This window comes from Pseudomonas sp. NLJ1, from assembly GCF_049486705.1.
In the GTDB taxonomy this organism is placed as follows: Bacteria; Pseudomonadota; Gammaproteobacteria; order Pseudomonadales; family Pseudomonadaceae; genus Aquipseudomonas; species Aquipseudomonas inefficax.
Genome location: NZ_CP137735.1, coordinates 230,805 through 256,103, shown reverse-complemented (window position 1 = coordinate 256,103; position 25,299 = coordinate 230,805). Strand labels below are relative to the sequence as shown.

The following is a 25,299-nucleotide window of genomic DNA, read 5'->3' as shown; positions in this document are numbered from 1 at the left end:
GCCCGCACCCCTGGCCGAGCCAGCCTGCGACGCGCCCCTGAGCGGAGTCGCAGGCCATGCCAGAAGCACTCGATGCATCACAGGAAGCGTTACTGCCTGCACCGGCCTCTTCGCGGGTAAACCCGCTCCCACAGGGGCACTGCAATCCTGAAGACCTTGGACATCCTGTGGGAGCGGGTTTACCCGCGAAAGGGCCGGAACAGGCAAAAGCGCATTCTGCCTACCCCCGCGACCTGCTGGCCCAGGCCCGCCTGCAAACCAGCGACGAACGCCTGCTCACCCGCCTGGAACAACTGGCCTGCGACACCCCCGACACCTTCATCCAGCGCCTGGGCCTGACCCTGCATTACCCGGTGCTGGACAGCCACACCCTGCTGGCCAGCACCCCACGCTTCGACAAGGTCAGCCTGGCGATGTGCCTGAAGCGCGAGTTCGTGCTGATCGAGCAGGGCGGCCAACTGCTGGGCGTGTTCGCCGACCCCTTCGACCATGCCCGCCTGGCCTGGATCGACGATGTGCTGCAAGGCGCACCGCTTTACCTGGCCCACGCTGCAGACCTGGCTACCTTCCTGGCCCGTCACGAAGAAAGCTTCCACGCCGTGGATGCTCTTGACCACGACGCCGAAGCCAGCAGCGAAAGCGACCCGCTGCAGCGCCTGTCGCTGGCCAGTATCAGCGAAGACCAGAGCCGCGTGGTCAAGCTGGTCAACTCAACCTTGTATGACGCCCTGAAGCTGCACGCCAGCGACATCCACCTGGGCATGACCGGCCAGGGCCTGACCATCAAGTACCGTATCGACGGCGTGCTCAACGGCGCCGGCAAGGCCAGCGGCAGCGCCTTCGCCGACCAGGTGATCTCGCGCATCAAGGTGATGGCCGAGCTGGACATCGGCGAAAAACGCGTGCCCCAGGACGGCCGTTTCAAGGTTGCCGTGGGCGACCGGCAAATCGACTTCCGGGTATCGATCATGCCCAGCATCTTCGGCGAAGACGCGGTGCTGCGGGTGCTCGACAAGCAGGACCTGTCCGACCGGGTCAGCGGTGTGCAGCTGCAGGCCCTGGGCTTTGCCGAGGAAACCCTGCGCGCCCTGCGCCGGTTGGCTGCCGAACCCTACGGCATGATCCTGGTCACCGGCCCCACCGGCAGCGGCAAGACCACCACCCTGTACGCCATGATCAGCGAGATCAACCACGGCGTGGACAAGATCATCACCATCGAGGACCCGGTCGAATACCAGCTGCCCGGTGTGCTGCAGATCCCGGTCAACGAGAAGAAGGGCCTGACGTTCGCCCGTGGCCTGCGCTCGATCCTGCGCCACGACCCGGACAAGATCCTGGTCGGTGAAATCCGCGATCCCGACACCGCGCAAATCGCCGTGCAGTCGGCGCTCACCGGCCACCTGGTATTCACCACCATCCACGCCAACAACGTGTTCGATGTGATCGGCCGCTTCAGCCAGATGCAGGTCGACCCCTACAGCTTCGTCTCCGCGCTCAATGCGGTGCTGGCCCAGCGCCTGATCCGCCTGGCCTGCCCGCACTGCGCCACGCCGTGCGAAGTCGACGACGACACCCTGTACGGCGCAGGCCTGACCCGCGAGGGCGTGGCCGGCTGGAAGTTCGTCCGCGCCCAGGGCTGCGGCCAATGCCGCGGCAGTGGCTACCGCGGCCGCAGTGCCATCGCCGAACTGCTGCACCTGGACGACGACCTGCGGCAAATGATTGTCGAGCGCCGCCCTCTGTCGCAGATCAAGAACCTCGCCTGCCAGCGCGGCCTGCGCCTGCTGCGGGCCTCGGCCCTGGACCTGGTCCGGGATGGCCGTACCACTCTCGAGGAGATCAACCGTGTCACATTCATCTGATCGTGGCGCTTACAGATACAGCGCCGTGCTCGGCGCCGAAGGTGCAGGCCTGGGTAGCTGGCACGCCAATCACCACCAATGGCTGGGCAGCCGCGACTTTACCTGCGATGCCGCTCAACCGGCCTGGGAGGCCGCCGTCGACGCCCTGGCCACGCTGCTGGCCGAGCATGCCGTGCGTGGTGCCCAGTTGCGGGTGCTGCTGTCGGCCCGCTACAGCCGCTTCTGCCTGGTGCCCTGGAGTGATGCCATCAGCCACCCGCGCGAGCTGGACGCCTACGCCCGGGCCTGTTTCGAAAACCTCTACGGGCAGCCGCTGGACGACTGGCGCATCGTGTTGTCGCCCGAGCCGGCCGGTGCCGCGCGCATCGCCACGGCGTTGCCCGAAGCCCTGCTGCAGCGGCTGCAGGCGCTGGGCCGGGAAAACCACCTGAGCCTGCGCTCGGTGCAGCCGTACCTGATGGCCGCCTACAACCGCTGCTCGGCACAGCTGGAGCAGGGCGACTTCCTGTTCGTCCTGGCCGAACCGCGCCGCAGCGTGCTGCTGCTGGCTGCCGGCGGGGCCTGGCAGCAAGTGCTGGCGCAAGGCTGCGCCGATAGCGACCAGGCCCTGCAAGCACTGATCGAGCGCACCTGCGAGCTGTATGGCGAGCACCTGCCACGGGTCTACCTGCATGCCCCGGGCCGGGGCGAGGTGCCGCAACTGGCGGCGGTGCAACTGTGCCAGCCGGCCAGCGATGCCGACCCGCTGTGCGCCATGTGGCGGGCGGTGGCCTGACATGCGCCGCCTGGACCTGGAGTTCCAGCCCCGGCGCAACAGCCCGTTGGCCTGGTCGCTGCTGGCCGTGGCGAGCGCCATGGTCGCCGGCCTGGTGCTGCTGCAACAAAGCTTGCAGGCCGAGCAGGTCGAGCGGGAGGCCAGCGTGCACAGCCTGGAGCAACAACTGGGCCGTCGCCCGGCCACCGTCGCGCCGCTGAGCAGCGCCGCCAGCCGTGAACAGGCTGAGCGCCTGGCCCAGATGCAAAGCGTCTCGCAGCAGTTGCAACGGCCCTGGCAGCAGCTGTTCGCCATGCTCGAAGCGCAGCCCCAGGACGACGTGGCGTTGCTCAGCCTGGCCCCCGACGCGCGCAAAGGCCAACTGCACATCACCGCCGAGGCGCGCAACCTGGAAGCGATGCTGCAGTACCACCAGCGCCTGGAAGCCAGTGCCGAGCTCAGCGATGTGTCGCTGCTCAACCACGAGGTGCTGGCCGCGCAGCCCGAGCGCCCGGTGCGCTTCACCCTCACCGCCACCTGGGAGACCGGCCATGCGCGCCCGTGAATCGCTGAACAGCCTGATCCTCCAGGAGCGCCTGCGTCGCATCGGTCCGGTCGGCCTGGCGGCGGTTGCGGTGGGCCTGCTGGCCGTAGGCGTGCTGTGCGCCGGGGTGTTGCCGCAATGGCAGAACCTGCGCGAGCTGCGCGCCACCGAAGCGGACGCTAGCGTGCAGGTCGAGCGGGTCAGGCGTGGCGAGCTGAAGATCGCCGTCAAACCCGAGCAGCAGGCGCTCGATAGCCTGCGCCAGCAACTGCCAGGGCAGCCCCAGGCCAGCGAGCTGATCGAGCGCCTGTACCACCTGGCCAGCGCCGAGCATATCAGCCTGGCGCGTGGTGAATATGCCCTGGGCATCGACCCCAGGACGCAGCTGGCGCGCTACCAGATCGTGCTGCCGGTGCGCGGCAGCTACCCGCAGATTCGCGGTTTTCTCAAGGGCCTGCTCAAGCAGTTGCCGACCCTGGTGCTGGAAGACCTGGAGCTGCAACGCAAACGCATTGGCGACAGCGAGCTCAATGCCCGCCTGCGCATGACCCTTTACCTGTCGAGGTCGTGATGAACACACAACGTGCTGTCATCTGGGTTGGCTTCCTCGGCGTCAGCGCGGCGCTGGCCTGGGCCCCGGGCCACTGGTTCGGCCAGGAAGACAGTGTCGCCCCCTTCGCGGGCGCGCCCGCTCCCACAGAGGATTCGGCTGCGTCCCCGTCCCCTGTGGGAGCGGGTTCACCCGCGAATAGGCCGGAACAGGCCTCTGGTGATCTCTTCCCAACCCAGCAATGGACCAGACCCCAGGCCCTTGCCACCGTCACCGAACAACCCGTGAACGCCGCCCCGGTCGCCCCCTCAGCCCCGACCGCCCCGGCCCTGCCATTCCAGTTCATTGGCCGCATGGGCGAGCGCGACGACCTGCAGATCTTCCTGCAGAGCGGCGAAAAACTCTACGTCGTGCGCCAGGGCGACGTGATCGAAGACACCTACCGCCTCGAGCGGGTATCGGCCAGCGAACTGCACCTGGTCTACCTGCCTTTGCATCAGTCGCAGACTTTGTCTGTAGGGAGCGCACCATGAAGTCGTCAAAGCTGTGCAAACCGGCTCCGTTCCTGCTTGTGGCGCTGTGCGTGGCCATTGCCGGCTGCGGCTCCAGCGCGGTACGCAAGGACAGCGAACAGTTGATGAAGGAGGGCCAGTACGAAGCCGGCATTGCCAGCCTGGAGGAAGCCCTGCGCGAGGACCCGCGTGACACCGAGCTGAACATCGCCCTGGCCCACAGCCGCCAGGCCGCGGTCGAGGCGCTGCTGACCCAGGCCGACGCCGACCGCATACGCCATGACTTCGCCGGCGCCCGCATGGGCTATGGCCGGGTGCTGACCCTGGAGCCGAACAACCGCCGCGCCCAGGAAGGCATTCGCCAGCTGGAGCTGATCCGCACCCTCGACGAGCGCGTGGCACTGGGCCAGGCAGCGCTGCGCCAGGGTGATTTGTTCGGTGCCGAGCGCTACATGCGCGAAGTGCTGCGCCTGGACCCGCAGAACCAGAAGGGCATTGCCCTGCGCAGCGACATCGAGAACGTCCAGGCGCGCACCGCGCAACCGTTCCCGCAGCTGCGCAGCAAACTGGAGCGACCGGTGACCCTGGAGTTTCGCGATGCCAACCTCAAGACCATCTTCGAGGTGCTGTCCCAGGTCGCCGGCATCAACTTCATCTTCGACAAGGACATGCGCCCGGACATGAAGGCCACCATCTTCGTGCGCGAGTTGCGTATCGAGGACGCCGTGGCGCTGCTGCTGGAACAGAACCAGCTGCGGCAGAAGATCGTCAATGAAAACACCCTGATGATCTACCCCGACTCGCCGCAGAAGACCAAGGACTACCAGGAACTGGTCATGCGTACCTTCTACCTGACCAGCATCGACTCCAACACCGCGCTGAACATGGTCAAGACCATGCTCAAGACCCGCGACGTGTTCGTCGACGAACGCCTCAACACCCTGACCATGCGCGACACCCCCGATGCCGTGCGCATGGCCGAGAAGCTGCTGCAGTCGCAGGACCAGTCCAACCCCGAGGTGGTGCTGGAAGTGGAGGTGATGGAAGTGGCCACTTCGCGCATCCTCGACCTCGGCCTGCAATGGCCCAACACCTTCGGCGTGCTGAGCTCCGACGGCCAGCCGGTGAGCGTGCTCGACCAGCTCAAGGGCATCGACTCCAGCCGCATCAGCATCGCGCCGGCGCCGCAGGCCAAGATCAACGCCCAGGACAAGGACATCAACACGCTGGCCAGCCCGGTGATCCGTGTCAGCAACCGTGAGCAGGCACGTATCCACATCGGCCAGCGGGTGCCGATCATCAGCGCCACCTCGGTGCCGTCCACCCAGGGCCCGGTGATCACCGAAAGCGTCACCTACCTGGACGTGGGCCTGAAGCTTGAAGTGCAGCCCACCGTGCACCTGAACAACGAAGTGGCGATCAAGGTAGCCCTGGAGGTGAGCAACGCCACCCCACTGGAGGCCACGCGTCAGGGCACCATTCCGGTCCAGGTCGACACCCGCAACGCCCAGACCACCCTGCGCCTGCACGATGGTGAAACCCAGGTGCTGGCCGGCCTGGTGCGCAACGACCACAACGCCAGCGGCAACAAGATCCCCGGCCTTGGCGACATCCCCGGCCTGGGCCGGCTGTTCGGCAGCAACAAGGACGACATGAGCAAGTCGGAGCTGGTACTGGCGATCACCCCGCGCATTGTGCGCAACCTGCCGTACCAGAGCCCGTCGGACATGGAGTTCGCCACCGGTACCGAGTCGGCCATGCAGGTGCGGCAGATGGCGCCGCTGCCGCCGGCAGACGTGCCTGGCAATGCCCCGGCCACCGATACACCGGTGGTGGAGAGCCAGATGGCGATCGCCCCGGCCAAAGGGAGCCCGCGGCCATGATCGCGCAGCGCCGCATGCAGGGCTTCAGCCTGATCGAAGTGGTGCTGACCCTGGCACTGCTCGGGCTGCTTGCCAGCATGGCCGCGCCGCTGACCGAAACCGTGGTGCGCCGCGGCAAGGAACAGCAACTGCGCGAGGCGCTGTACCAGATCCGCGACGCCATCGACGCCTACAAGCGGGCGTTTGATGCCGGGTACATCGAGAAGCGCCTGGATGCCAGTGGCTACCCGCCGAACCTGCAGGTGCTGGTCGACGGCGTGCGCGATGTGCGCAGCGCCAAAGGTGCCAAGTTCTACTTCCTGCGGCGCATCCCGCACGACCCGCTGGTGGCCGCCAAGGGCGAGGACGAAGGCGGGTGGGGGCTGCGCGCCTACGACAGCAGCCCTGACAACCCGCGTGAAGGCGAAGACGTGTTCGACGTGTATTCCAAGGCCCGCGGCAAAGGCCTCAACAACATCCCCTACGGGCAATGGTGACAGCCATGAAGCGCAGCCGAGGCTTCACCCTGATCGAACTGCTGGTGGTGCTGGCGATCATCGCCACGCTGATGACCATCGCCATGCCGCGCTACTTCAACAGCCTGGAGAGCTCCCGCGAAGCCACCCTGCGCCAGAGCCTGGCGGTGCTGCGCGAAGCGCTGGACCACTACTACGGCGACACCGGCCATTACCCGGACTCGCTAGAGCAACTGGTGGAGCAGCGTTACCTGCGCAACACCCCGGTAGATCCGATCACCGAGCGCAGCGATGCCTGGCAGCTGGTGCCACCGCCCGAAGGCGTGGCCGGCGGCGTGGCCGATATCAAGAGCGGTGCCACAGGGAGGGCGCGCGATGGCAGCCTGTTCGCTGAATGGTAAGGCCGACGCCGGCTTCACCTACCTGGGCGTGTTGCTGCTGATTGCGGTCAGCAGCGTGGCCCTCGCCGCCACCGGCACGCTCTGGGCCAGTGCTGCCCAGCGTGACCGCGAACGCCAGTTGTTGTGGGTGGGCGGCCAGTATGCCCAGGCCCTGCGCAGCTACTACCGCGCCTCGCCGGGGCTGGCCCAGTATCCGCAGGAACTGGCCGACCTGCTGCAGGACAACCGCTTCCCGCAGGCCAGGCGGCACATTCGCCAGCTGTACCCCGACCCCATTACCAACAGTGACGATTGGGGCCTGCTGCGCTCGATCGATGGCCGCATTACCGGCGTGCACAGCCGTTCGGACGCCACCCCGTTCAAGCGCAGTGGTTTCAGTGCCGAATGGAGCGGTTTCGACGGCCTGGAGCACTACAGCGACTGGCAGTTCGTCGCCGAACAGGCCTTTACCGAAAGTGCCGGTGGCGTGCAGACCCATGCCGGCCCGGGAGACACGCCATGAGCCGCCTGGCCGCGCTGTGCCTGGGCCTGCTGCTGGTGGCAGTGCTTGGCACCTCGGCCCGGGCCGGGGACGAGGACGAGATGCAAGGCTTCATCGTCGACAACACCATCTCGCACATCGGCCACGACTTCTACTTCTACTTCGCCGACCGCCTGCGCGCCACCAGCCGGCTGGATTTCAACCTGGTGGTGCGTGAACGCCCGGATGCCCGCTGGGGCAGCCTGGTTACCGTGGAATTTGACCGTGAGGTGGTGTACCGCCGCTTCCTGCCGCCGAACACCACCGAGCTCAAGGACGAGGCCGTTGCAGCAGCCGACCTGGTCAAGCAGCAAATCATCCAACGCAAGTTGCAACGCCTGCTGCAGGACACCACCGATCTGGAGAGGGACGAGCTATGAAGCACCACATACCCCGTTGCATCGCCGCCTGCCTGTTTGCCAGCGCATGTGCCGCCCAGGCCACCGAGCTGGTGTACACCCCGGTCAACCCGGCCTTTGGCGGCAACCCGCTCAATGGCACCTGGTTGCTGAACAACGCCCAGGCGCAGAACGACTACGACGACCCCGACCTCAAGGACCGTTCCTCGGCCTTTACCGGCACCACGGCCCTGGAGCGCTTCAGCAACCAGCTGGAGTCGCGGATGTTGTCGCAGTTGCTGGACAACATCAGCAACGGCAACACCGGCAGCATGGCGACCGATGCGTTTCTCATCGACGTCATCGACGATTCCGGGGCCTTGAGTATCAAGGTCACCGATCGCGCCACAGGAGAAATTTCGATCATTGAGGTCAGCGGCCTGAACCCTTGAGGGGGCAAGGCTATTTGTTGGGGAGAGAACACCATGAAACGTCTGCTGAGCACGCTGCTGATCCTCACCGCCCTGGGTCTGCACGGTTGTGGCCTGCGCGAACCGATGCCCGCCGAACAGGACTCGGAAACCCCGACCCTGACCCCCCGGGCCTCGACCTACTACGACCTGATCAACATGCCACGGCCCAAGGGCCGGTTGATGGCGGTGGTGTACGGCTTCCGCGACCAGACCGGGCAGTACAAGCCGACCCCGGCCAGCTCGTTCTCCACCAGCGTCACCCAGGGCGCGGCCAGCATGCTGATGGACGCCCTGAACGCCAGTGGCTGGTTCGTGGTACTGGAGCGTGAAGGCCTGCAGAACCTGCTGACCGAGCGCAAGATCATCCGTGCTTCGCAGAAAAAGCCTGATGTACCGGAAAACATCATGGGCGAGCTGCCGCCGCTGCAGGCCGCCAACCTGATGCTGGAGGGCGGCATCATCGCCTACGACACCAACGTGCGCAGCGGTGGGGAAGGCGCCCGGTACCTGGGTATCGACATCTCACGCGAGTACCGGGTCGACCAGGTGACCGTGAACCTGCGCGCGGTGGACGTGCGTACCGGGCAGGTGCTGGCCAATGTGATGACCAGCAAGACCATCTACTCGGTCGGCCGCAGCGCCGGGGTGTTCAAGTTCATCGAGTTCAAGAAGCTGCTCGAGGCTGAGGTGGGGTACACCACCAATGAGCCGGCGCAGCTGTGCGTGCTGTCGGCGATAGAAGCGGCGGTGGGACATTTGCTGGCGCAGGGGATTGAACGGCGGCTGTGGCAGGTGGCGGGGGATGCGGGGGAGGGGCAGGCTACGGTGGACAAGTACCTGAGCCAGAATGAGCAGCAGTGATTGGCTTCGATGGCCTCTTCGCGGGTGAACCCGCTCCCACAGGTTCGGCGTCAACTCGAAGCCCGCGCCGTCCCTGTGGGAGCGGGCGCGCCCGCGAAACAGACGACGCGGTGGATGGCACCGGCTTTGCCGGTGTTCGCGGGCATGCCCGCTCCCACAGGTACCGCGTGATCTCAAGTGCGATGCCGTCCCTGTGGGAGCGGGTTTACCCGCGAATGGGCCGGAGCCGAGTGTCTGGCGGGCGCCTGGGCTTTGTTGAAATCAAGCTGCAGCCGTGATTGACCTTGAGGGCCTCTTCGCGGGTGAACCCGCTCCCACAGGTTCAGCGTCAACTCGAAGCCAGCGCCGTCTCTATGGGAGCGGGCGCGCCCGCGAAACAGACAACGCGAGCGCTGTTCAGATCGTGCAAGCCTGCGAAGAGGACGATGCATGAAACCACGTTCTTCAGGTCGTTCAGCCCTCTTTGGCATAAGGTCCCGAACAGGTAGATGAAACCTTGCACCCACAAGCAAGCTCCGCAGGCTCGAATACCAACGAAATACCGTTGAACAAGACACTACCGTCACCGCCAGAGATCAACGCAAATGTCCCTCCATGAAGCGCGCATGGCGCACAATCTCCGAGAACGCATTGTTGCCGCCCGTTGACGGGAAATCCGCTTCCTTCCCCCATCCGACCACCCCCGCTGTGGGGATCGCCTTTTCGAATCGCACCTTGTCGGGACATCGCTCAATCCTTTGCGCTGTTTTGCATGATTGCTTCGTAAAGGCCGGCCGGTACGGCATCAGGGTCGTGTTTGCAGGCGGCAGCCAGGAAGCGCATCAGCAGTTCATCCGGCTCGAAGCGCATGCCTGGCGGGCAGGTCAGCCTGGCGTAGGGTGTTTTCATCAATGGGTGGTCGATGGAAGGGTTCGGCAGGCCCAGCGAACGGCGCAGGTTGAGAATGGCCAAGATCTCGGCGGGGTAGACGGCCTCGAAGGGGGAGCCGAATTCGAAATTGCCGGAGTCGAGTTCGCGGGATGTCAGCGCGATGCGTTCGACATGGGTGTCGCAGGCGGCCACCAGGATCGGCGCCAGTTTATCGGGATCAGGTTCGCGCCAATGAGCGACCAATTGACCCCAGGCAGGGTCGCGAGGCAGGGCGTGCTTGTCGAGGTCGAGCGGTTTGCCGAGCCAGTCACCGATGATGGTCAGGCCGAAGGCGGCGTAGCGTAGGGTGGTACCTATCGGCAGGTTGTTTCCATCCTCGACGCCATATCCACCCTCCAAAGCGGAGAGTACGGTTTGATGAAAGGGGGCTACGAGTCGGAGTTGCCCTGTTGCAATTGTACATAGTATTACAAGAGTTAAACCATCTAGATCCTCAATGGCCATCTGTCGAGATTTTTCAAGATTCCTGATCAGTATTAGATCGGCGACGAGTCTCTTGGCGATTCCGGAAATGAAATCCAATGATGCGCAGTTGTAAGTGTGCTTGGTCGCATATTGTAACCCGTTGCCAATGCTGTTCATCCCAAACCGGTGTAGTTCGCCGCAAGCAAGGTCAAGTGAACCGCCATTTTCGATGTAGGAGGTTAGGGTTTCGCTCCTTACGATCAAATCGTCAGAAGCCCATAGCTGGATTTGGTTAAGGCTGACTGGTAGCCTGTTTTTCGGTTTTTTGCTCATTTCTAATTCCACAGGTTTATTTGTATTCCCGCGCTATTGCCCGTAAGAGCGCTTGGAACGCCGTTAGGGTCAAAAAATACTTGAGCGTGCAGGTAGGCTGTTTTCCCTGAACTTGTGCTTTCTTTGATGGCTTGTAGTTTTTGTGAAAAATTTGGATCTGCTGTTGATAAGATTTTTTCATTCCATCCTTGTCTCTTGTTTTCAATTAATCTTCGTATGCGTGCAAGGCTGCTTTCGCCTCCTGATTTTTGGGTGTTGATGAAACCAGGCGTCTTGCTTTTCCCTAAAGTCGTCTTCACTTCGATCACCAACAACGTACCCGCCTCGAACTTCAGCTCTTCCATGGGTGCCGTCCCCTTCAGCCCATCAATGTGATGCCGCATTTCCTGTGTCGTCGGATTACGCACCGTCATCGAGGGCGGTGGTGGTACGTACACCAGCATGTCGATGCCCTGGTCGCTCTTGTTCTTCAAACCGAACTGGCTGGGCCGGGAAGGGTGGGTGCTCAGGCCGAGGATGTTCTCCGGCTTGACCTTCCAGTGGCTGACCAGGGCAGCCGCCAGGGCTTCTTCGCCGGCATCGGCGACGACCCGGGTCAGGCTGCCGCCCATGCGCACCGGCCCGATGCTGTGCTGGATCATGGCCACCAGCCGGTCGCGCAGGGTGGTGGCCATGTAGGCGTAGTCGGCCTTGCCGCCGACCACATCGAGCGCGACCAGGCTGGCATTGCGCTCCACCGAGTGCAGTTCATGTGCTGTGACCGGCAGCTCACCCTCGCGGGGACGTCGCTGGATGCGGGTTTCCAGTACGGTGACTTCGCCGGCGCTGCGGTTGCCAAGGCGCCGGACTTCCTCTTGCGACAGCGCGGCGTTGTCGAGGCGTACGGTGGTCATGCTGCCGGGCTGCAACTTGTGCATCAGCCAACGGGCGCCGCCGATGGCGGCCGGCAGCAGCAGGGCCAGGTTGATGGCCATGAATACCTGCTTGCCACGTGCCTCGGCAGTGTCGGGGTTGGCCAGGCGCGCCAGGTCGGTGAAGAACTGCTCGCCGATACTCAGGCCTTCGCCAGTGATCATGCGGCTGCTGCCGTTGACCATGGCATCGGCGGCCAGCGCGGCTTCCAGGGCGACGAAGGCATAGCGGCCGAGGGTTGCGGCGCCTTTGATACCACGGACCACTGGCACCATCGCCAGCACCCCGAAGGCGAATTCGCCCGCGCCAATGACACCTTGCCAGAAGCGAGCACGGGCCTTGGCTTCGGCGTAGTGGCGGACCAGCTGTCCACAGGCCTGTTCGATCGGGTACAGACCAGTGGGCGTATGCCAGGTGTAGGGCGGGCTGATGCGCTGGGTGCCGTGTTCGTCGACGTACTCTTCCCGTTGCGCTTCGGCCCACTGCACATGGGTGAAGGTGGCGAAATAGATCTTGTGGTCAGTGAAGAAGAAATTGCTGTGCAGGGTGAAGCCATAACCGTGCTGGCTACGCTCGCCCATGTGGTCGAGTACGGGCGGGGGGAGTTCGCCAAGGCGGATCTCGTCGTCGATGCACACCAGCTGCAGCTTTTCGCTGGCGGCAAAGGCATGAAACTCAGCCAGCCAGGCATTGCCCAGCGTGTCGCCGGCATGCTCCAGGACCTGCTGGAGGAAGGTATCGCGGTGGTTGCGTTCCTGGTCGCGAATCCAGGGGTTGTTGCGAAACCAGGCAGGGCCGACGCCGTTCTGGGAGGGAATGCCTAGCAACTGGTCGCAACCGTCGCCGCCGTCGAGGGAGAACAGCGCGCCGGGCAGGGAGCAGGGCACGCAAATGTCGACGGGGATGGGCAGTGCGCCATTGCGGGTATTTTCGAGCAGCGCCTGCAAGCCGGCCATGATCAATTGGCCGAGTTTGTTTGTAGAACGGCTTCATAAAGGCCGTCTGGCATTGCAGCCGGGTCGTGTTTACATACGGCGGCTAAGAACTGCAACAACAGCTCATCAGGTTCGAAACGCATGCCAGGCGGGCAGGTCAGCCTTGCATAGGGCGTTTGCATCAACGGGTGTTCGATGGGCGAGGGGTTGGTTAGCCCCAACGACCGACGCAGGTTGAGGATGGCCAGGATTTCGGCAGGGTAGACGGCCTCGAAGGGGGAGCCGAATTCGAAATTGCCGGAGTCGAGTTCGCGGGATGTCAGCGCGATGCGTTCGACATGGGTGTCGCAGGCGGCCACCAGGATCGGCGCCAGTTTATCGGGATCAGGTTCGCGCCAATGAGCGACCAATTGACCCCAGGCAGGGTCGCGAGGCAGGGCGTGCTTGTCGAGGTCAAGCGGTTTGCCGAGCCAGTCGCCGATAATGGTCAGGCCGAAAGCGGCGTAGCGAAAGGTGGTACCGATTGGCAAATTGTGGCCATCGCTGACACCGTAGCCATTATGAATACCTGTGAAAATAGCTTGGTGAAAGGGCTCAACCAGTTCAAACCGGCCAGTAGCCAGTGCACACAACATTAGGTGAGTGGTCCCATCTAAATTGCTTATGCTACTTTCTTTAGTGTGCGCAAGTTTTTGTATTAAGATTGCTTCAGCGATTAACATCTGTGTAATGCCAGAGACGAAATCCAATGACGCTGGCCCGTATGGGTGCTGTGTTGCAAGCTGTAAACCTTTTCCAATATTGTTCATGCCAGCTTTGAATATCTGATTGCAAGCGATGCCTATGGTTTCGCCAGTCACGATGTAAGACGTCAGCATGTCGCACCTCACGAGTAGGTCCTCTCTCGCCCATTCGTGTATTTTTTTCAAGCTGACTTTGAGTCGATCTTTTGCCTGTCTATTCATGTTGGTTCCAGAGATTAATTTGTATTCCGCTTCGGTCACCGACAATGCTATTAGGGTGACCTTTCGAGTCAAAGAATACTTGTGCATGAAGAAATGAGACTTTTCGCGAATCCAAGCTGTCCTCTACTGCTTGGTACTTTGTAATAAAGGCGGGGTCAGTTTTTGTAAGGGCTTCTCCCCAACCTTGTCTTTTCCTACGAATCAAGTCCTGTATGCGCTGAAGGTTGGCTTTGCCTCCTGCTTTCTGGGTGTTGATAAAAGCAGGCGTCTTGCTTTTCCCTAAAGTCGTCTTCACTTCGATCACCAACAACGTACCCGCCTCGAACTTCAGCTCTTCCACGGGTGCCGTCCCCTTCAGCCCATCAATGTGGTGCCGCATTTGCTGCGTCGTCGGATTACGCACCGTCATCGAGGGCGGTGGCGGCACGTACACCAGCATGTCAATTCCCTGGTCGCTCTTGTTCTTCAAACCGAACTGGCTGGGCCGGGAAGGGTGGGTGCTCAGGCCGAGGATGTTCTCCGACTTGACCTTCCAGTGGCTGACCAGGGCAGCCGCCAGGGCTTCTTCGCCGGCATCGGCGACGACCCGGGTCAGGCTGCCGCCCATGCGCACCGGCCCGATGCTGTGCTGGATCATGGCCACCAGCCGGTCGCGCAGGGTGGTGGCCATGTAGGCGTAGTCGGCCTTGCCGCCGACCACATCGAGCGCGACCAGGCTGGCATTGCGCTCCACCGAGTGCAGTTCATGCGCTGTGACCGGCAGCTCACCCTCGCGGCTGCGTCGCTGGATGCGGGTTTCCAGTACGGTGACTTCGCCGGCGCTGCGGTTGCCAAGGCGCCGGACTTCCTCTTGCGACAGCGCGGCGTTGTCGAGGCGTACGGTGGTCATGCTGCCGGGCTGCAACTTGTGCATCAGCCAACGGGCGCCGCCGATGGCGGCCGGCAGCAGCAGGGCCAGGTTGATGGCCATGAATACCTGCTTGCCACGTGCCTCGGCAGTGTCGGGGTTGGCCAGGCGCGCCAGGTCGGTGAAGAACTGCTCGCCGATACTCAGGCCTTCGCCAGTGATCATGCGGCTGCTGCCGTCGACCATGGCATCGGCGGCCAGCGCGGCTTCCAGGGCGACGAAGGCATAGCGGCCGAGGGTTGCGGCGCCTTTGATACCACGGACCACTGGCACCATCGCCAGCACCCCGAAGGCGAATTCGCCCGCGCCAATGACACCTTGCCAGAAGCGAGCACGGGCCTTGGCTTCGGCGTAGTGGCGGACCAGCTGTCCACAGGCCTGTTCGATCGGGTACAGACCAGTGGGCGTATGCCAGGTGTAGGGCGGGCTGATACGCTGGGTGCCGTGCTCGTCGACGTACTCTTCCCGTTGCGCCTCGGCCCACTGCACATGGGTGAAGGTGGCGAAATAGATCTTGTGGTCGGTGAAGAAGAAATTGCTGTGCAGGGCAAAGCCATAACCGTGCTGGCTGCGCTCGCCCATGTGGTCGAGTACGGGCGGGGGGAGTTCGTTGAGGCGGATCTCGTCGTCGATGCACACCAGCTGCAGCTTTTCGCTGGCGGCAAAGGCATAGAACTCAGCCAGCCAGGCATTACCCAGCGTGTCGCCGGCATGCTCCAGCACCTGCTGGAGGAAGGTATCGCGGTGGTTGCGCGCTTGGTCGCGGATCCACGGGTTGTTGCGAAACCAGGCAGGGCCGACGCCGTTCTGGGAGGGGATGCCTAGCAACTGGTCGCAACCGTCGTCGCCGTCGAGGGAGAACAGCGCGCCGGGCAGGGAGCAGGGTACGCAAATGTCGGGTGGAACAGGCAGCGCCCCGCTGAGTGCGGCTTGCCCCAGCGTTTGTAAAGCAGATGCTTCAACCATGCGGACTCGGCTCCTTGAGTGCTTGTTGGTGGGCTGCCAGTTGATCTGCCAACACCCTGCAGCGCTCTCGGGGAGAGTCGGTGGCTTCAAGCAACTTCACCCAAGGGGTGAACAATGGGTTGAGGTAAAAGTGTCGACCGAACGCGATCGCCAGGAGCACATGCACCAGCACTTGGCTGCGGGGCAACGGGGGCAGCTTGTACAGGTCATCCGACGGCTGAGGTAGCCGTTTTCCGTAATAGCGGTAGGCGAGGATCTCGTTCCCGTTCAGCTCTTTGTGGTTGATGGCGGGCAGCGCATAGCGGCGGCTGGCATCCGACTCATAGCAGCAATAGCAAGACTGCTGCGCGTCAGCTGGTATGCCGCGCAGGGTCATCAGTTGCTCCAGTGATCGCCACTGCCGGTCGTGGTCGCAATCGTCATCGGGCAGGCGCAAAATCTGCCGTGTGACGTCATGCATAAGGGTAAGTTGCCCCTCCCACTGCATACGGTGGGCTACTGCCCGCACGGTCAGCATGTCGAGTCGCTCATCCTGGGTAAGGCCGGGAACCTGGTGGATTGACCACACCGATACGCTTGCGGGGTCGTTCCACCAGCCCAGACCCAGCAAGAAGTGGCTCAGCACCAGCAAGCTGTATTCCTTGCCGCAGGTGTAGCCCCTGTTGCTGACCAGAGCCCCCGCATTGGCTACCAGCAGGGGAACATCCTCGGGACGGGTATGAAAACGCGCAAGCGAACCGTCCAACGTCCCCAGCAGGAATCGGGACAGTCGACGGTTGGTGGACCGTAGCGAGGCAGCTTGCAGCGCACCCAGATTCAGACTCGGCAGGCTCATGCAGGGACCTCGTGGCGCAATGGCAGCCAGGCCAGGCAGCCTTCCCGTTCGATGCTGCTTTCTGTTTGCTCGAACAGCGGCTGTGCGCCAAGTGCAAGCCCGGTTCGTGAATCGTGGAAGTAGAGCCTGCGTATGCGTCCGTGATCGAACAGCCGGGCCAGGGTGTCTGGCTGCTGCGTCAGTGAGCCGACGTAGAAGCTTAACGACCGAGGATCACCAAGCCTCATGAAGTAACGACGTCGTCCTTCCTGGATTTTGCCAAAGCGGCGCAGGTGCCGCGCGAGGGCTTCGAGGGGCAGTGTGGTCTCGGCGACAGTACAGGCGAAGGCCCCGTCCAGGCCGCCAAGCCAGGCATCCAGTTCGCTGCCTGCTGTCAGCTGGAACAGTAATGGCGCATGCTTCTCCAGCCCGGTGTGATGGTCCAGGTGCCACAGGCATTGGTGTCGGGTGGAATGAAACTCGAGCCTGCCCAGCAGGCCCGGATTGGCCGACGCTTCGGCAAGCACGAACAGGCTTGCACTGACGACACCCGTGTACAGGCTGCCTTCGCTTAATTGCTGGTGCAGGCTCATGCGTCGTCCCTCCCGGCAAAGGGGCATTCTTCGATTAGCGGTGAGCCTTCTCGAATAGCGGCCTCGATGGCTTCGACCTGGGCCTGCACAGGTGTCTGGTAGGTGACATTGCCTTTGAAGCGGATGTTGGGGGCTTCGATGGTTATGCCGTCGGCATCGAAGATGATCTTGCCGCTCGGGCCACGGATGTGAATACGTTCCGTGCCCTGAAGCATGTAGGACCGTGTCAGCAGACGCTGAGCGGTACGGGCTTCAATGGCGCGCGTACCTTCGATGACGAGCGACTGATTGCCGCCGATACTCAGGCTGTGGTCGGCGGCAATGGTGATGCGGCTTGTGTTGCCAATGGAGTGGATATCGTTGCGGTCGATGCTGGTGAATCGGTCCTGGTGAACATGATCGCGGCGATCACGTCCCGTATCGATAGTCTCGTCACGCGCAATGCTGGTGTTTTGGTCGCGGCCTGTCGCAGTGGCGCGATCATTGCCGACGTTCAGGGTCTGGTCATGTTTGACCTTGGTATTCATGTTCCTTTCGGCATGCACGTACACTTCCTGCCGACCCAGTTCATCTTCGAAACGCAGTTCGTTGAAGCCATTACCCTTGTGGGTCTGACTCTTGATGGTCATGCGCGTCTTGTGTTCCGGCAGCTCGTAGGGCGGCAGTTGATCGCCGCAGTAGGTGCGCCCGGTGATCATCGGCTGGTCGGGGTCGGCGTTGACGTACTGGATGATCACATCCTGGCCTATGCGTGGAATAGCCATCGAGCCCCAGCTGCCGCCTGCCCAACCCTGCGATACGCGCACCCAGCAGGAGCTGAACTCGTTGTTTCTGCTCTCGCGATCCCAGGGGAAGCTGACCTTGACCCGTCCCCATTCGTCACAATAGATCTCCTCGCCGGGTGGACCGACGACGGTGGCCATGTGCGGGCCGTCAATGCGCGGTTTGTCCAGCGGCGCAGGTCGCCATTCGATCCGGCCGGGCACCAGCACGGCTTCCTGCGAGTAGCGCGTTCCTTGCTCGGTCCCGGCAGCTTCTTCTTGCAGGCTGGTGAATTGGCTGCCCTCGTGATGCACGCGCATCACGCGCCAGTGTGCGTTGAGGTCTTTGCGCGGATGCTCGATGAGGGTAAAGCTCAGCCCCGGTTGCAGGCGTACATCGTCACCCTCGACTTCGGCAATACGGGCGTCATGGCGCAGGGCCGTGAGGCGGGTGGCGGTGAAGGGGGCGCCGACCACATCGCGCTTGTAGCGGCCGGGGTAGTCGAAGCGCTCATAGTCCTGGGACTGATGGGTGATGCCACTGTCATCTGCGCGGTGTTCCTGCCGGTACTGCGGGTTGGTGAAGGTGTAGTCCCGCTGTACCTGTCGAGCAGTGCGTACCTGCTCGCTGTAACGCAGGCGCCGCAGGCAAGGCCTCGCCTGATCACCACCGCTGTTGGCGCGGTACAGCACCTGGTCGGGGCCGACGTCGTCCTCTTCAGGAAGCCCTTCATCGTCGTCTTCGGTCTTGATCGCGCCTCGGCTGATCTGCCCCAGCGCCAGCAGTCGGTCGGTGATGACCAGCAGGTGTTGTTTTGGCGTGTGCTCGAAGCGATAGATGAAACCCTCTTCACCCGCCAGGCGGGCGATGAAGTCGAGGTCTGTTTCACCTGCCTGTACGCAGAACTCGCGCACCTGATGGTCGCCAAAAGTGTGCAACTCGAAATGAAGGATGCACTGGCGCTTGAGCATGATTTCGAGAATCTGCGGCACGGTTTTCTGCTGGAAGATTCGCCAGTTCGAACGCAACCCGCCGCGGGCCAGGAGGGGCTCGACCAGGGCATGGTAACGGGTGCGATAAAAGCCCGTTTCACCTTGGCTGAAGCTGCTTGTCACGCCGTGTACGTAGCGCAGTGGGCGTTCATGCTGCCAGATCGTGAACAGTACCGGCTTGTCGAGCAATTGACCGAAGTCCACTTCATCTTCGTGACTGATCAGCTCCAGCTTCAACTGGAATGGTGCGCTGATGGCTTCGTCGAGTTCGAATGAAAGCACCTCGAATTGAATGTCGCCAGCCAAGGGTTGAAAGCTGAAGCGCAGATCAGATTGTCGGTACATGGCGGGTTTTTCCTTGTGAAGAATTGCTCCGGTATCAGCTGTGGTCTTGGTGCAAAGAGGGCCTGGGGTAAGGTTGATGGTTATGGCGGAGTTGCAGGGTAGGCGGGCTGCGGCGGGATTTAAATAAACAGGGTGTCGTTGTTTTTGGATATAAGTAAGAACTTTCTGAAACTTGTAACTTAGTGTTTTTCTTAGTTGTTGGTTTGGCCATTTGGTTGAGAACAAGTTGTGCTCTGCTTCTGCAGGAGCGGCCTTATGTCCGGTGGGCCGGTGCCGAGTGTCTGGCGGGCGTCTGGGCTTTGTTGAAATCAAGCGACAGCCGTGATTGACCTCAAGGGCCTCTTCGCGGGTGAACCCGCTCCCACAGGTTCAGCGCCAACTCAAAGCCCGCGCCGTCCCTGTGGGAGCGGGCGCGCCCGCGAAGCAGACGACGCGGTGGATGGCACCGGCTTTGCCGGTGTTCGCGGGCATGCCCGCTCCCACAAAGCTCGCGCAAGCTTTCAAACCTTGGGCAAGGCGGTGCTCCTGCGTGTCCCTTTACGTAAACGTCACCATATGCCACCTTCTACCGCAGCCTGATGACGGCCAGGGATTTCTCCCGCACACTGCGGAAAATTCCCAAGCCCGTTCCCCGCCATCTTGCGGGGCACAGCCGGAGTAGAAAATGGCGCGACAACTAATAACAAACGCCCACGACCCGCTGCACGAATCCCGCCAGGCCCGCCTCAAGCTGGCCAGTGAAGGCGAGCTGCCGCTGGGCATGCTGCGCGACGAGATCGACGCCTCCTGGCGCCGCAGCCTGGGCCATGGCCTGGACTGCCTGCAGGGCGAACAAGTCGGCCTGGGCCTGGAACAGGGCCACGACCTGCGCATGCTGCTGGAGCGCAACCGGCTCTTGGTCGACGCCGTTACCCCGGAACTGGACTACCTGGTCGCGCGCCAGGGCAAGGCCGGCATCGTCATCCTCGGCGATGCCCAGGCCAACGTGCTGGCCATCGAAGGGCAGAAGCACGTGCTGCAACGCGAAGGCCTGCGCGACCTGCACCCAGGCAGTTGCTGGAGCGAGTCATTGCGTGGCACCAACGCCATCGGAACGGCAGTGGTGGATGGCCGGCCGACCTTGATCAACTGCGGCGAACATTACCTCGACCGCCTCAGCCCGTTCTCCTGCACTTCGGTACCCCTGCGCGACCCGCGCGGCGAGGTGATCGGCGTGCTCGACATCACCCGTGAAGGGGTGATGGCGCAACCACAGGACAGCCTGTCGACGCTGATGCTGGCGGCCGGCAACATCGAAAGCCGCATGTTCGGCCTGTGCCACCCGGAGCAATTGGTGCTGGCCTTCCATAGCCGCCCGCAATACCTCAACAGCGCCTGGCATGGCCTGCTGGCGCTGAGCCTGGACGGTGAAGTGCTGGCTGCCAACGACGGTGCCTGCCAGCTGTTGCAGGTGCCGCGCCATGAGCTGTTGGGCCGGCGCAGCAGCGACCTGCTGGGTGAACGGTCACCGGCCTTCATCGCCCGCCTGTGGCAGGGCGGGGTGAGCAGTGTGCAGACGGCCAAGGGCGAGTTCTACTTCCGCGCCCTGCAGCTGCCGCGCCATGGCCGGGTCAACGGCAGCACGCCGGTGAGCAAGCCGGCGCCGGGCAAGCAGTCACCCGCCCTCGACGCCCTGGCCGGTGGCGACCCGCGCCTGGCGCGCAACCTGCGCATGGCCCGCCAGGGGCTGGGCAATGGCCTGCCGGTGCTGTTGCTGGGCGAGACCGGTACCGGCAAGGAAGTCGTCGCCCGGGCCCTGCACCAGGCCAGCCCGCGTGCCGACAAACCGTTCGTGGCCGTCAACTGCGCGGCCATCCCCGAAGGGCTGATCGAGTCCGAACTGTTCGGCTACCGTGAAGGTGCGTTCACCGGCTCGCGCCGGGGCGGCATGGTCGGCCGGCTGATGCAGGCCCACGGCGGCACGCTGTTCCTCGACGAAATCGGCGACATGCCGCTAGCGCTGCAGGCGCGCTTGTTGCGGGTACTGCAGGAACGGCGCGTGGCACCGCTGGGGGCGGGCGACGAGCAGGAGATCGACGTGGCATTGATCTGTGCCACGCACCGTGACCTCAAGCGCCTGGTGCAGGAGCAGCACTTCCGTGAAGACCTTTACTACCGGGTCAACGGCGTGTCGCTGCGCCTGCCGGCATTGCGCGAGCGTGATGACCTGGCGGCGATCATCCAGGGGCTGCTGGACAAGTCCGATGCCCGGGGCGTGACCTTGGACCCGGCCCTGACCGCGTTGCTCGAAGGCTTCGACTGGCCGGGCAACATCCGCCAGCTGGAAATGGTCGTGCGCACCGCGCTGGCCATGCGCGAGGACGGCGAGCAGGTGCTGACCCTGGACCACCTCACCGACTGCCTGCTGGACGAACTGGCCAGCGGCACGGCACCTTCCGGCAGCCTCAAGGACAACGAGCTGGAGCTGATCCGTGGCGCCTTGGCACGCCATCAGGGCAACGTGTCCGCAGCGGCCGAGGCGCTGGGTATCAGCCGGGCGACGCTGTACCGCAAGCTTAAACAGTTGCGCGGCTGACATGGGCGGCCTGTTCGCAAGGCTGGTGGACTCCAGCGACCCTGTGCTCATGCGCCAGGCGCTGGCCTGGCTGTATGGTTTCGTGCGCCCCCATCGACGCGCCATCGGCCTGTTGCTCGGCTTGTCGCTGGGCGCCTCGTTGCTGGCGCTGGCGCAACCCTGGCTGGTCAAGACGCTGATCGACGAGGGGCTGCTGGCCAAGGATTACCAGACCCTCTGGCACATGGCGGCGATCATGATCGGCGCAGGCCTGCTGGGCACGGTGCTGGCCGGGGTCAACCGCTACCTGCACACGCGCCTGTCGGGGCGCATCCTGTTCGCCCTGCGCGATGACCTTTACCGCCACCTGCAACAATTGTCGCCAACGTTCTACGGGCGGCGGCGCATCGGCGACATTCTTTCGCGGCTGGATGGCGATGTGGCGGAAATCCAGCGCTTTGCCGTGGACTCGCTGTTTTCGGCGGTGTCGGCGATGATCGGCCTGGTGGGCGCGGTGGTGTTGATGCTGATGCTGTCGTGGCAACTGTCACTGCTGCTGGCGCTGCTGGTGCCGATAGAAGTGCTGTGGCTGCGCTGGATGCGGCGCAAGGTGGAGCGGGAAGTACGCAACCTGCGCGAACGCTCGGCAGATGTGTCGTCATTCCTGGTCGAAACCCTGCCGGCGATGAAGTTCATCCAGGCCGCCGGCCAGCAAGGCCGCGAGGCGGGGCGCCTGGACCAGCTGGGCCAGGGCTACATGCGCCAGCTGCTCAAGGTGCAGGTGACCGAATTCTTCACCCAGGCCATCCCCGGCACGCTGACCTCCTGGTGCCGCGCTTGCGCGTTCCTGGTCGGCGGTTGGTGGGTAATCCAGGGCACTTGGCAACTAGGTGCGCTGATCGCCTTTTCCACCTACATGGGCATGGCAGTAGGGCCGGTGCAGAGCCTGCTGGGCTTGTACGTGGCGGTGCAGCGCATGGCGGTGAGCCTGGGGCGGGTGATGGAACTGAAGCAGGAGGCCGTGGCCGTGCGCCCGGCAGCCAACCCGCAGCCGGTGCCCGACGGCCCGGGCGAATTGCGTCTCGAGGGGGTGAGTTTTGCCCATGAAGGGCGCCAGGGCGCGGTGCTGAACGACGTGCAGGTGTGCGTGCCGGGTGGCCTGAAGGTGGCCATCAGCGGTGCCTCGGGAGTGGGCAAGTCGACCCTGATCGATCTGCTGCAGCGCTTCTACGACCCGGACGCTGGGCGCATCCTGCTGGACGGCATCGACCTGCGCGAACTGGACCTGGCCGCGCTGCGCCGGCGCATTGCGGTGGTCAGCCAGGATATCGTGCTGTTCCGCGGCACCCTGGCACAGAACCTGGCCTACGGCGTGCCCGAGGCCAGCCGTGAGGAGCTGGAACGGGTGGTGCGCCTGGCGCGGCTGGACAGCCTGGTCGACAGCCTGCCGCTGGGCCTGGACGGCCTGCTGGGTGAGCGTGGCCAGCAGTTGTCCGGTGGGCAGAAACAACGCATTGCCATCGCCCGCGCGGTGCTGCAGGCGCCGGCGATCCTGGTGCTGGACGAGGCCACCTCGGCGGTGGACGAAGCCACCGAGCGCGAAGTGATCGCGGCCATCGACCAGCTGTTCGCCGGCCGCACGCGCATCCTGATCAGCCATCGCGCTTCGACCCTGGCCGATGCCGACCTGCACCTGCAGTTGCACGCTGGCCAGTTGCAGGTGCTGCCCGAGGAGGTGATCAGGCATGGGCACTGACGTGCGTGTTGGCGTGATCGACAGTGGTTGCACGCCGGAGCAGGCCAGCGCCTTGCTGGGCGCGCGCCGTTTCTGGCTGGAGGACGGCCAATTGCGCGAAGGTGACATGCTGCCCGACCAGCTTGGGCACGGTAGCGCGGTGCTCGCCGGCTTGCAGCGGGAGGCCGGGCCGGTGCCCGTGCTGCTGGCCCAGGTTTTCGGCGCCCAGGCCAGCACCAGTGCCTTGCAGGTGGCGGCCGCGCTGCTGTGGCTGGTGGAGGCGGGGGTCACGCTGGTCAACCTCAGCCTTGGCCTGCAGCAGGACCGGCCTGTGCTGCACCAGGCCTGTGCCGAGGCTTTGGCTGCGGGTGTGCTGTTGTGCGCCTCCAGCCCGGCCCAGGGCGGGCCAGTGTATCCGGCCAGCTACCCCGGGGTGATACGGGTCACAGGCGACGCCCGCTGTGCGCCTGGCCAGTGGTCGCGGCTGGGTACCCGGCAGGCGGACTTTGGTGGTTATGTGGGGGCGGGCGGCAGGGCGGGCGCGAGCCTGGGCTGTGCGGCCCTGAGTGGCAGGATCGCTGCGTTGCTGCGTGACGAGCCGGGCATGGGCCAGCAGCAGGTTCATGACTGGTTGCGCCACCACGCGGCGTTTACCGGCCCCGAGCGACGAGGTGTCGGCCATGGCTGAACCGCGCATTGTGGTGTTGGGGGCAGGCCCTGCGGGTGCGGCCACGGCCATTGGCCTGCGGCGGCTGGGTTATGCGGTGACGGTGGTGTCCGAGTGGCGCCGGTTCGCGGCGGTCGAAGGGGTTTCGCAGCGGGTGCTGGACGGGCTGCGCCATGCCGGCCTTGGCGGGGCGTTGCGCCAGGCGGCGATGCCGGCGACTCGGCAAGTGCACTGGAACGGCCAGCAACTGCACCTGAACCAAGAGTTTCTGCTGGATCGGCAAAGGTTTGACCGGGCGCTGCGCGACGACCTTCAGTGCGCGGGTGTGAGCGTGGTCGAGGGACGGGTGCGTGAGGTGGTTCGCGAAGTCGGTCATGGTATTCGCCTGGACGACGGGCAGATACTGCAGGCCGATTTCCTGGTCGAAGCCCGAGGCCGCCAAGCCCCGTTGGCCGCCGACCGCCTGCGCGGGCCGGAGACGGTCAGCTTGCTGAATGCCTGGCAGGCCGCCCCCGGGGGGCCCGCGTCGGCGGTGGAGAGCCTGGCGGATGGCTGGGCGTGGATGGCGCGCCTGGAAGACGGCCGCTGCTACTGGCAAGTCACCTTGGACGCGGCCGGGCTGCCGGGCAAGGCCGGCTTGGCGGATTACTGTGCGGCGCGGCGAGCCGGCAGCGTGCTGGTGGCCGAGCTGTTCGATGCCAGGGCCTTGGCGCCGGCAGAGGTGCATGCGCGCAGCAGCACCGCGATTCTGGCCGGTGAGTGCGTCGGGCAGGACTGGATACGCGTGGGCGATGCTGCGATGGCCGTTGACCCACTATCGGGTAACGGGATCTTCCAGTCGTTGTCTTCGGCGCTGCAGGCACCGGTGGTGATCAATACCTTGCTGCGCAGGCCCGAGCGGGCCGGGTTGGCGCGGCAGTTTCACCAGCAGCGGATCGAACAGCTGTTTTTGCGTTTTGCCCGGATCGGGCGGGATTTTTATGGGCAAGAACAGGGGCGGGTGGGGCAGCCGTTCTGGGCGCGGCGGCAGGGTTGGCCGGACATGCAGGCATTGCACGTGGCGGCGGACTGGAGCGCGGTGAAGGTCGAGCGGCGACCGGTGTTGCGTGACGGGCTGGTGGATGAGGCCGAGGTGGTGGTGACGGCGGATCAGCCGTTGGGGGTGTGGCATTTGCAGGGGGTGGAGCTGGCGCCGGTGGTGCGGGCGCTGCGTAGCGGCCGACCTCTCGAGGCAGTGTTGTCAGGCCTGCCAGGGGAGCAGCAGATGATGGTGCGGCGGTGGTTGTTGGAGCAGGGCTTGGTTTGAGATTGCCGGGGCCGCTTTGCGGCCT

At 64.0% G+C, this 25,299-nt stretch carries 24 protein-coding genes; 16 read left to right on the top strand and 8 right to left on the bottom strand.

Going from position 1 to position 25,299, the window contains the following annotated elements; translation table 11 throughout:
* Window positions 1-56: 56 nt before the first annotated feature.
* From R9B85_RS01150 to R9B85_RS01095, 12 genes are read left to right on the top strand one after another with little or no spacing between them, the layout of a single operon-like run.
* Complete coding sequence (locus tag R9B85_RS01150) at window positions 57-1,862, top strand: GspE/PulE family protein (protein WP_423770743.1); 1,806 nt, start codon at window positions 57-59, stop codon at window positions 1,860-1,862.
* Complete coding sequence (locus R9B85_RS01145; protein WP_112254035.1) at window positions 1,846-2,637, top strand: hypothetical protein; 792 nt, start codon at window positions 1,846-1,848, stop codon at window positions 2,635-2,637. The genes R9B85_RS01150 and R9B85_RS01145 overlap by 17 nt, the downstream gene beginning before the upstream one ends.
* 1 nt (window position 2,638) lies before the next feature.
* Window positions 2,639-3,181, top strand: coding sequence for a PilN domain-containing protein (locus tag R9B85_RS01140; protein ID WP_423770742.1), 543 nt, complete (start codon window positions 2,639-2,641; stop codon window positions 3,179-3,181).
* Window positions 3,168-3,731 carry a type 4a pilus biogenesis protein PilO gene (gene pilO / locus R9B85_RS01135; protein WP_112254033.1) on the top strand — a complete coding sequence of 188 codons (564 nt, stop codon included), beginning with the start codon at window positions 3,168-3,170 and terminating at the stop codon, window positions 3,729-3,731. Before R9B85_RS01140 ends, pilO begins: the two co-directional genes overlap by 14 nt.
* The gene (locus R9B85_RS01130) at window positions 3,731-4,243 is read left to right on the top strand and encodes a hypothetical protein (protein WP_112254032.1); all 513 of its coding nucleotides are present in this window, start codon (window positions 3,731-3,733) and stop codon (window positions 4,241-4,243) included. The genes pilO and R9B85_RS01130 overlap by 1 nt, the downstream gene beginning before the upstream one ends.
* Entirely contained in the window at window positions 4,240-6,105 is a 1,866-nt protein-coding gene (locus tag R9B85_RS01125; protein ID WP_252379199.1) for a secretin N-terminal domain-containing protein, read from the top strand. The genes R9B85_RS01130 and R9B85_RS01125 overlap by 4 nt, the downstream gene beginning before the upstream one ends.
* Window positions 6,102-6,581, top strand: coding sequence for a type II secretion system protein (locus R9B85_RS01120; protein ID WP_015270589.1), 480 nt, complete (start codon window positions 6,102-6,104; stop codon window positions 6,579-6,581). The genes R9B85_RS01125 and R9B85_RS01120 overlap by 4 nt, the downstream gene beginning before the upstream one ends.
* 5 nt (window positions 6,582-6,586) lie before the next feature.
* Window positions 6,587-6,961: a type II secretion system protein gene (locus tag R9B85_RS01115; protein WP_133972116.1), complete on the top strand. Its 375-nt coding sequence runs from the start codon at window positions 6,587-6,589 to the stop codon at window positions 6,959-6,961.
* Window positions 6,936-7,463, top strand: coding sequence for a type II secretion system GspH family protein (locus R9B85_RS01110; protein ID WP_215521335.1), 528 nt, complete (start codon window positions 6,936-6,938; stop codon window positions 7,461-7,463). The genes R9B85_RS01115 and R9B85_RS01110 overlap by 26 nt, the downstream gene beginning before the upstream one ends.
* Window positions 7,460-7,861 carry a curli production assembly/transport protein CsgE gene (gene csgE, locus R9B85_RS01105; protein ID WP_112254029.1) on the top strand — a complete coding sequence of 134 codons (402 nt, stop codon included), beginning with the start codon at window positions 7,460-7,462 and terminating at the stop codon, window positions 7,859-7,861. Before R9B85_RS01110 ends, csgE begins: the two co-directional genes overlap by 4 nt.
* Complete coding sequence (locus R9B85_RS01100; protein WP_133972122.1) at window positions 7,858-8,271, top strand: curli assembly protein CsgF; 414 nt, start codon at window positions 7,858-7,860, stop codon at window positions 8,269-8,271. The genes csgE and R9B85_RS01100 overlap by 4 nt, the downstream gene beginning before the upstream one ends.
* Window positions 8,272-8,304: 33 nt before the next feature.
* Entirely contained in the window at window positions 8,305-9,153 is an 849-nt protein-coding gene (locus R9B85_RS01095) for a CsgG/HfaB family protein (protein WP_133972124.1), read from the top strand.
* Window positions 9,154-9,606: 453 nt separating this feature from the next.
* Here the strand turns inward: R9B85_RS01095 and R9B85_RS01090 are convergent, their stop codons facing one another.
* Genes R9B85_RS01090 through R9B85_RS01055 form a run of 8 tightly spaced genes read right to left on the bottom strand, consistent with a single transcriptional unit; the run spans window position 9,607 to window position 19,012 of the window.
* A complete protein-coding gene (locus R9B85_RS01090; RefSeq protein ID WP_215521337.1) occupies window positions 9,607-9,879 on the bottom strand; it encodes a PAAR domain-containing protein in 273 nt (90 codons plus the stop codon).
* A 3-nt stretch (window positions 9,880-9,882) separates the two neighbouring features.
* Window positions 9,883-10,821, bottom strand: a complete 939-nt coding sequence (locus tag R9B85_RS01085) for a hypothetical protein (RefSeq protein ID WP_423770741.1) — start codon at window positions 10,819-10,821, stop codon at window positions 9,883-9,885.
* A 2-nt stretch (window positions 10,822-10,823) separates the two neighbouring features.
* Entirely contained in the window at window positions 10,824-12,689 is a 1,866-nt protein-coding gene (locus R9B85_RS01080) for a hypothetical protein (protein WP_423770740.1), read from the bottom strand.
* A 2-nt stretch (window positions 12,690-12,691) separates the two neighbouring features.
* Window positions 12,692-13,633 (bottom strand): hypothetical protein, encoded by a 942-nt coding sequence (locus R9B85_RS01075; protein ID WP_423770739.1) that lies wholly within the window; start codon window positions 13,631-13,633, stop codon window positions 12,692-12,694.
* Window positions 13,626-15,506, bottom strand: a complete 1,881-nt coding sequence (locus R9B85_RS01070) for a hypothetical protein (protein ID WP_423770738.1) — start codon at window positions 15,504-15,506, stop codon at window positions 13,626-13,628. The genes R9B85_RS01075 and R9B85_RS01070 overlap by 8 nt, the downstream gene beginning before the upstream one ends.
* Window positions 15,499-16,341 (bottom strand): hypothetical protein, encoded by an 843-nt coding sequence (locus tag R9B85_RS01065; RefSeq protein ID WP_112252518.1) that lies wholly within the window; start codon window positions 16,339-16,341, stop codon window positions 15,499-15,501. Before R9B85_RS01065 ends, R9B85_RS01070 begins: the two co-directional genes overlap by 8 nt.
* Complete coding sequence (locus R9B85_RS01060) at window positions 16,338-16,913, bottom strand: DUF4123 domain-containing protein (RefSeq protein ID WP_112252517.1); 576 nt, start codon at window positions 16,911-16,913, stop codon at window positions 16,338-16,340. The genes R9B85_RS01065 and R9B85_RS01060 overlap by 4 nt, the downstream gene beginning before the upstream one ends.
* The gene (locus R9B85_RS01055) at window positions 16,910-19,012 is read right to left on the bottom strand and encodes a type VI secretion system Vgr family protein (protein WP_423771050.1); all 2,103 of its coding nucleotides are present in this window, start codon (window positions 19,010-19,012) and stop codon (window positions 16,910-16,912) included. The genes R9B85_RS01060 and R9B85_RS01055 overlap by 4 nt, the downstream gene beginning before the upstream one ends.
* 664 nt (window positions 19,013-19,676) lie before the next feature.
* Between R9B85_RS01055 and R9B85_RS01050 the strand changes: the two genes are divergently transcribed.
* The 4 genes from R9B85_RS01050 to qhpG are packed head-to-tail and all read left to right on the top strand — an operon-like array spanning window position 19,677 to window position 25,274.
* Window positions 19,677-21,587, top strand: a complete 1,911-nt coding sequence (locus R9B85_RS01050; protein ID WP_423770737.1) for a sigma-54-dependent Fis family transcriptional regulator — start codon at window positions 19,677-19,679, stop codon at window positions 21,585-21,587.
* A gap of 1 nt (window position 21,588) precedes the next feature.
* On the top strand, window positions 21,589-23,322 hold the full coding sequence (locus tag R9B85_RS01045; RefSeq protein WP_423770736.1) for an ABC transporter ATP-binding protein: 1,734 nt from the start codon (window positions 21,589-21,591) through the stop codon (window positions 23,320-23,322).
* A complete protein-coding gene (gene qhpE, locus R9B85_RS01040; protein WP_423770735.1) occupies window positions 23,312-23,989 on the top strand; it encodes a subtilisin-like serine protease QhpE in 678 nt (225 codons plus the stop codon). Before R9B85_RS01045 ends, qhpE begins: the two co-directional genes overlap by 11 nt.
* Window positions 23,982-25,274, top strand: a complete 1,293-nt coding sequence (gene qhpG, locus R9B85_RS01035) for a flavin-dependent monooxygenase QhpG (protein ID WP_112252512.1) — start codon at window positions 23,982-23,984, stop codon at window positions 25,272-25,274. The genes qhpE and qhpG overlap by 8 nt, the downstream gene beginning before the upstream one ends.
* Window positions 25,275-25,299: the final 25 nt, after the last annotated feature.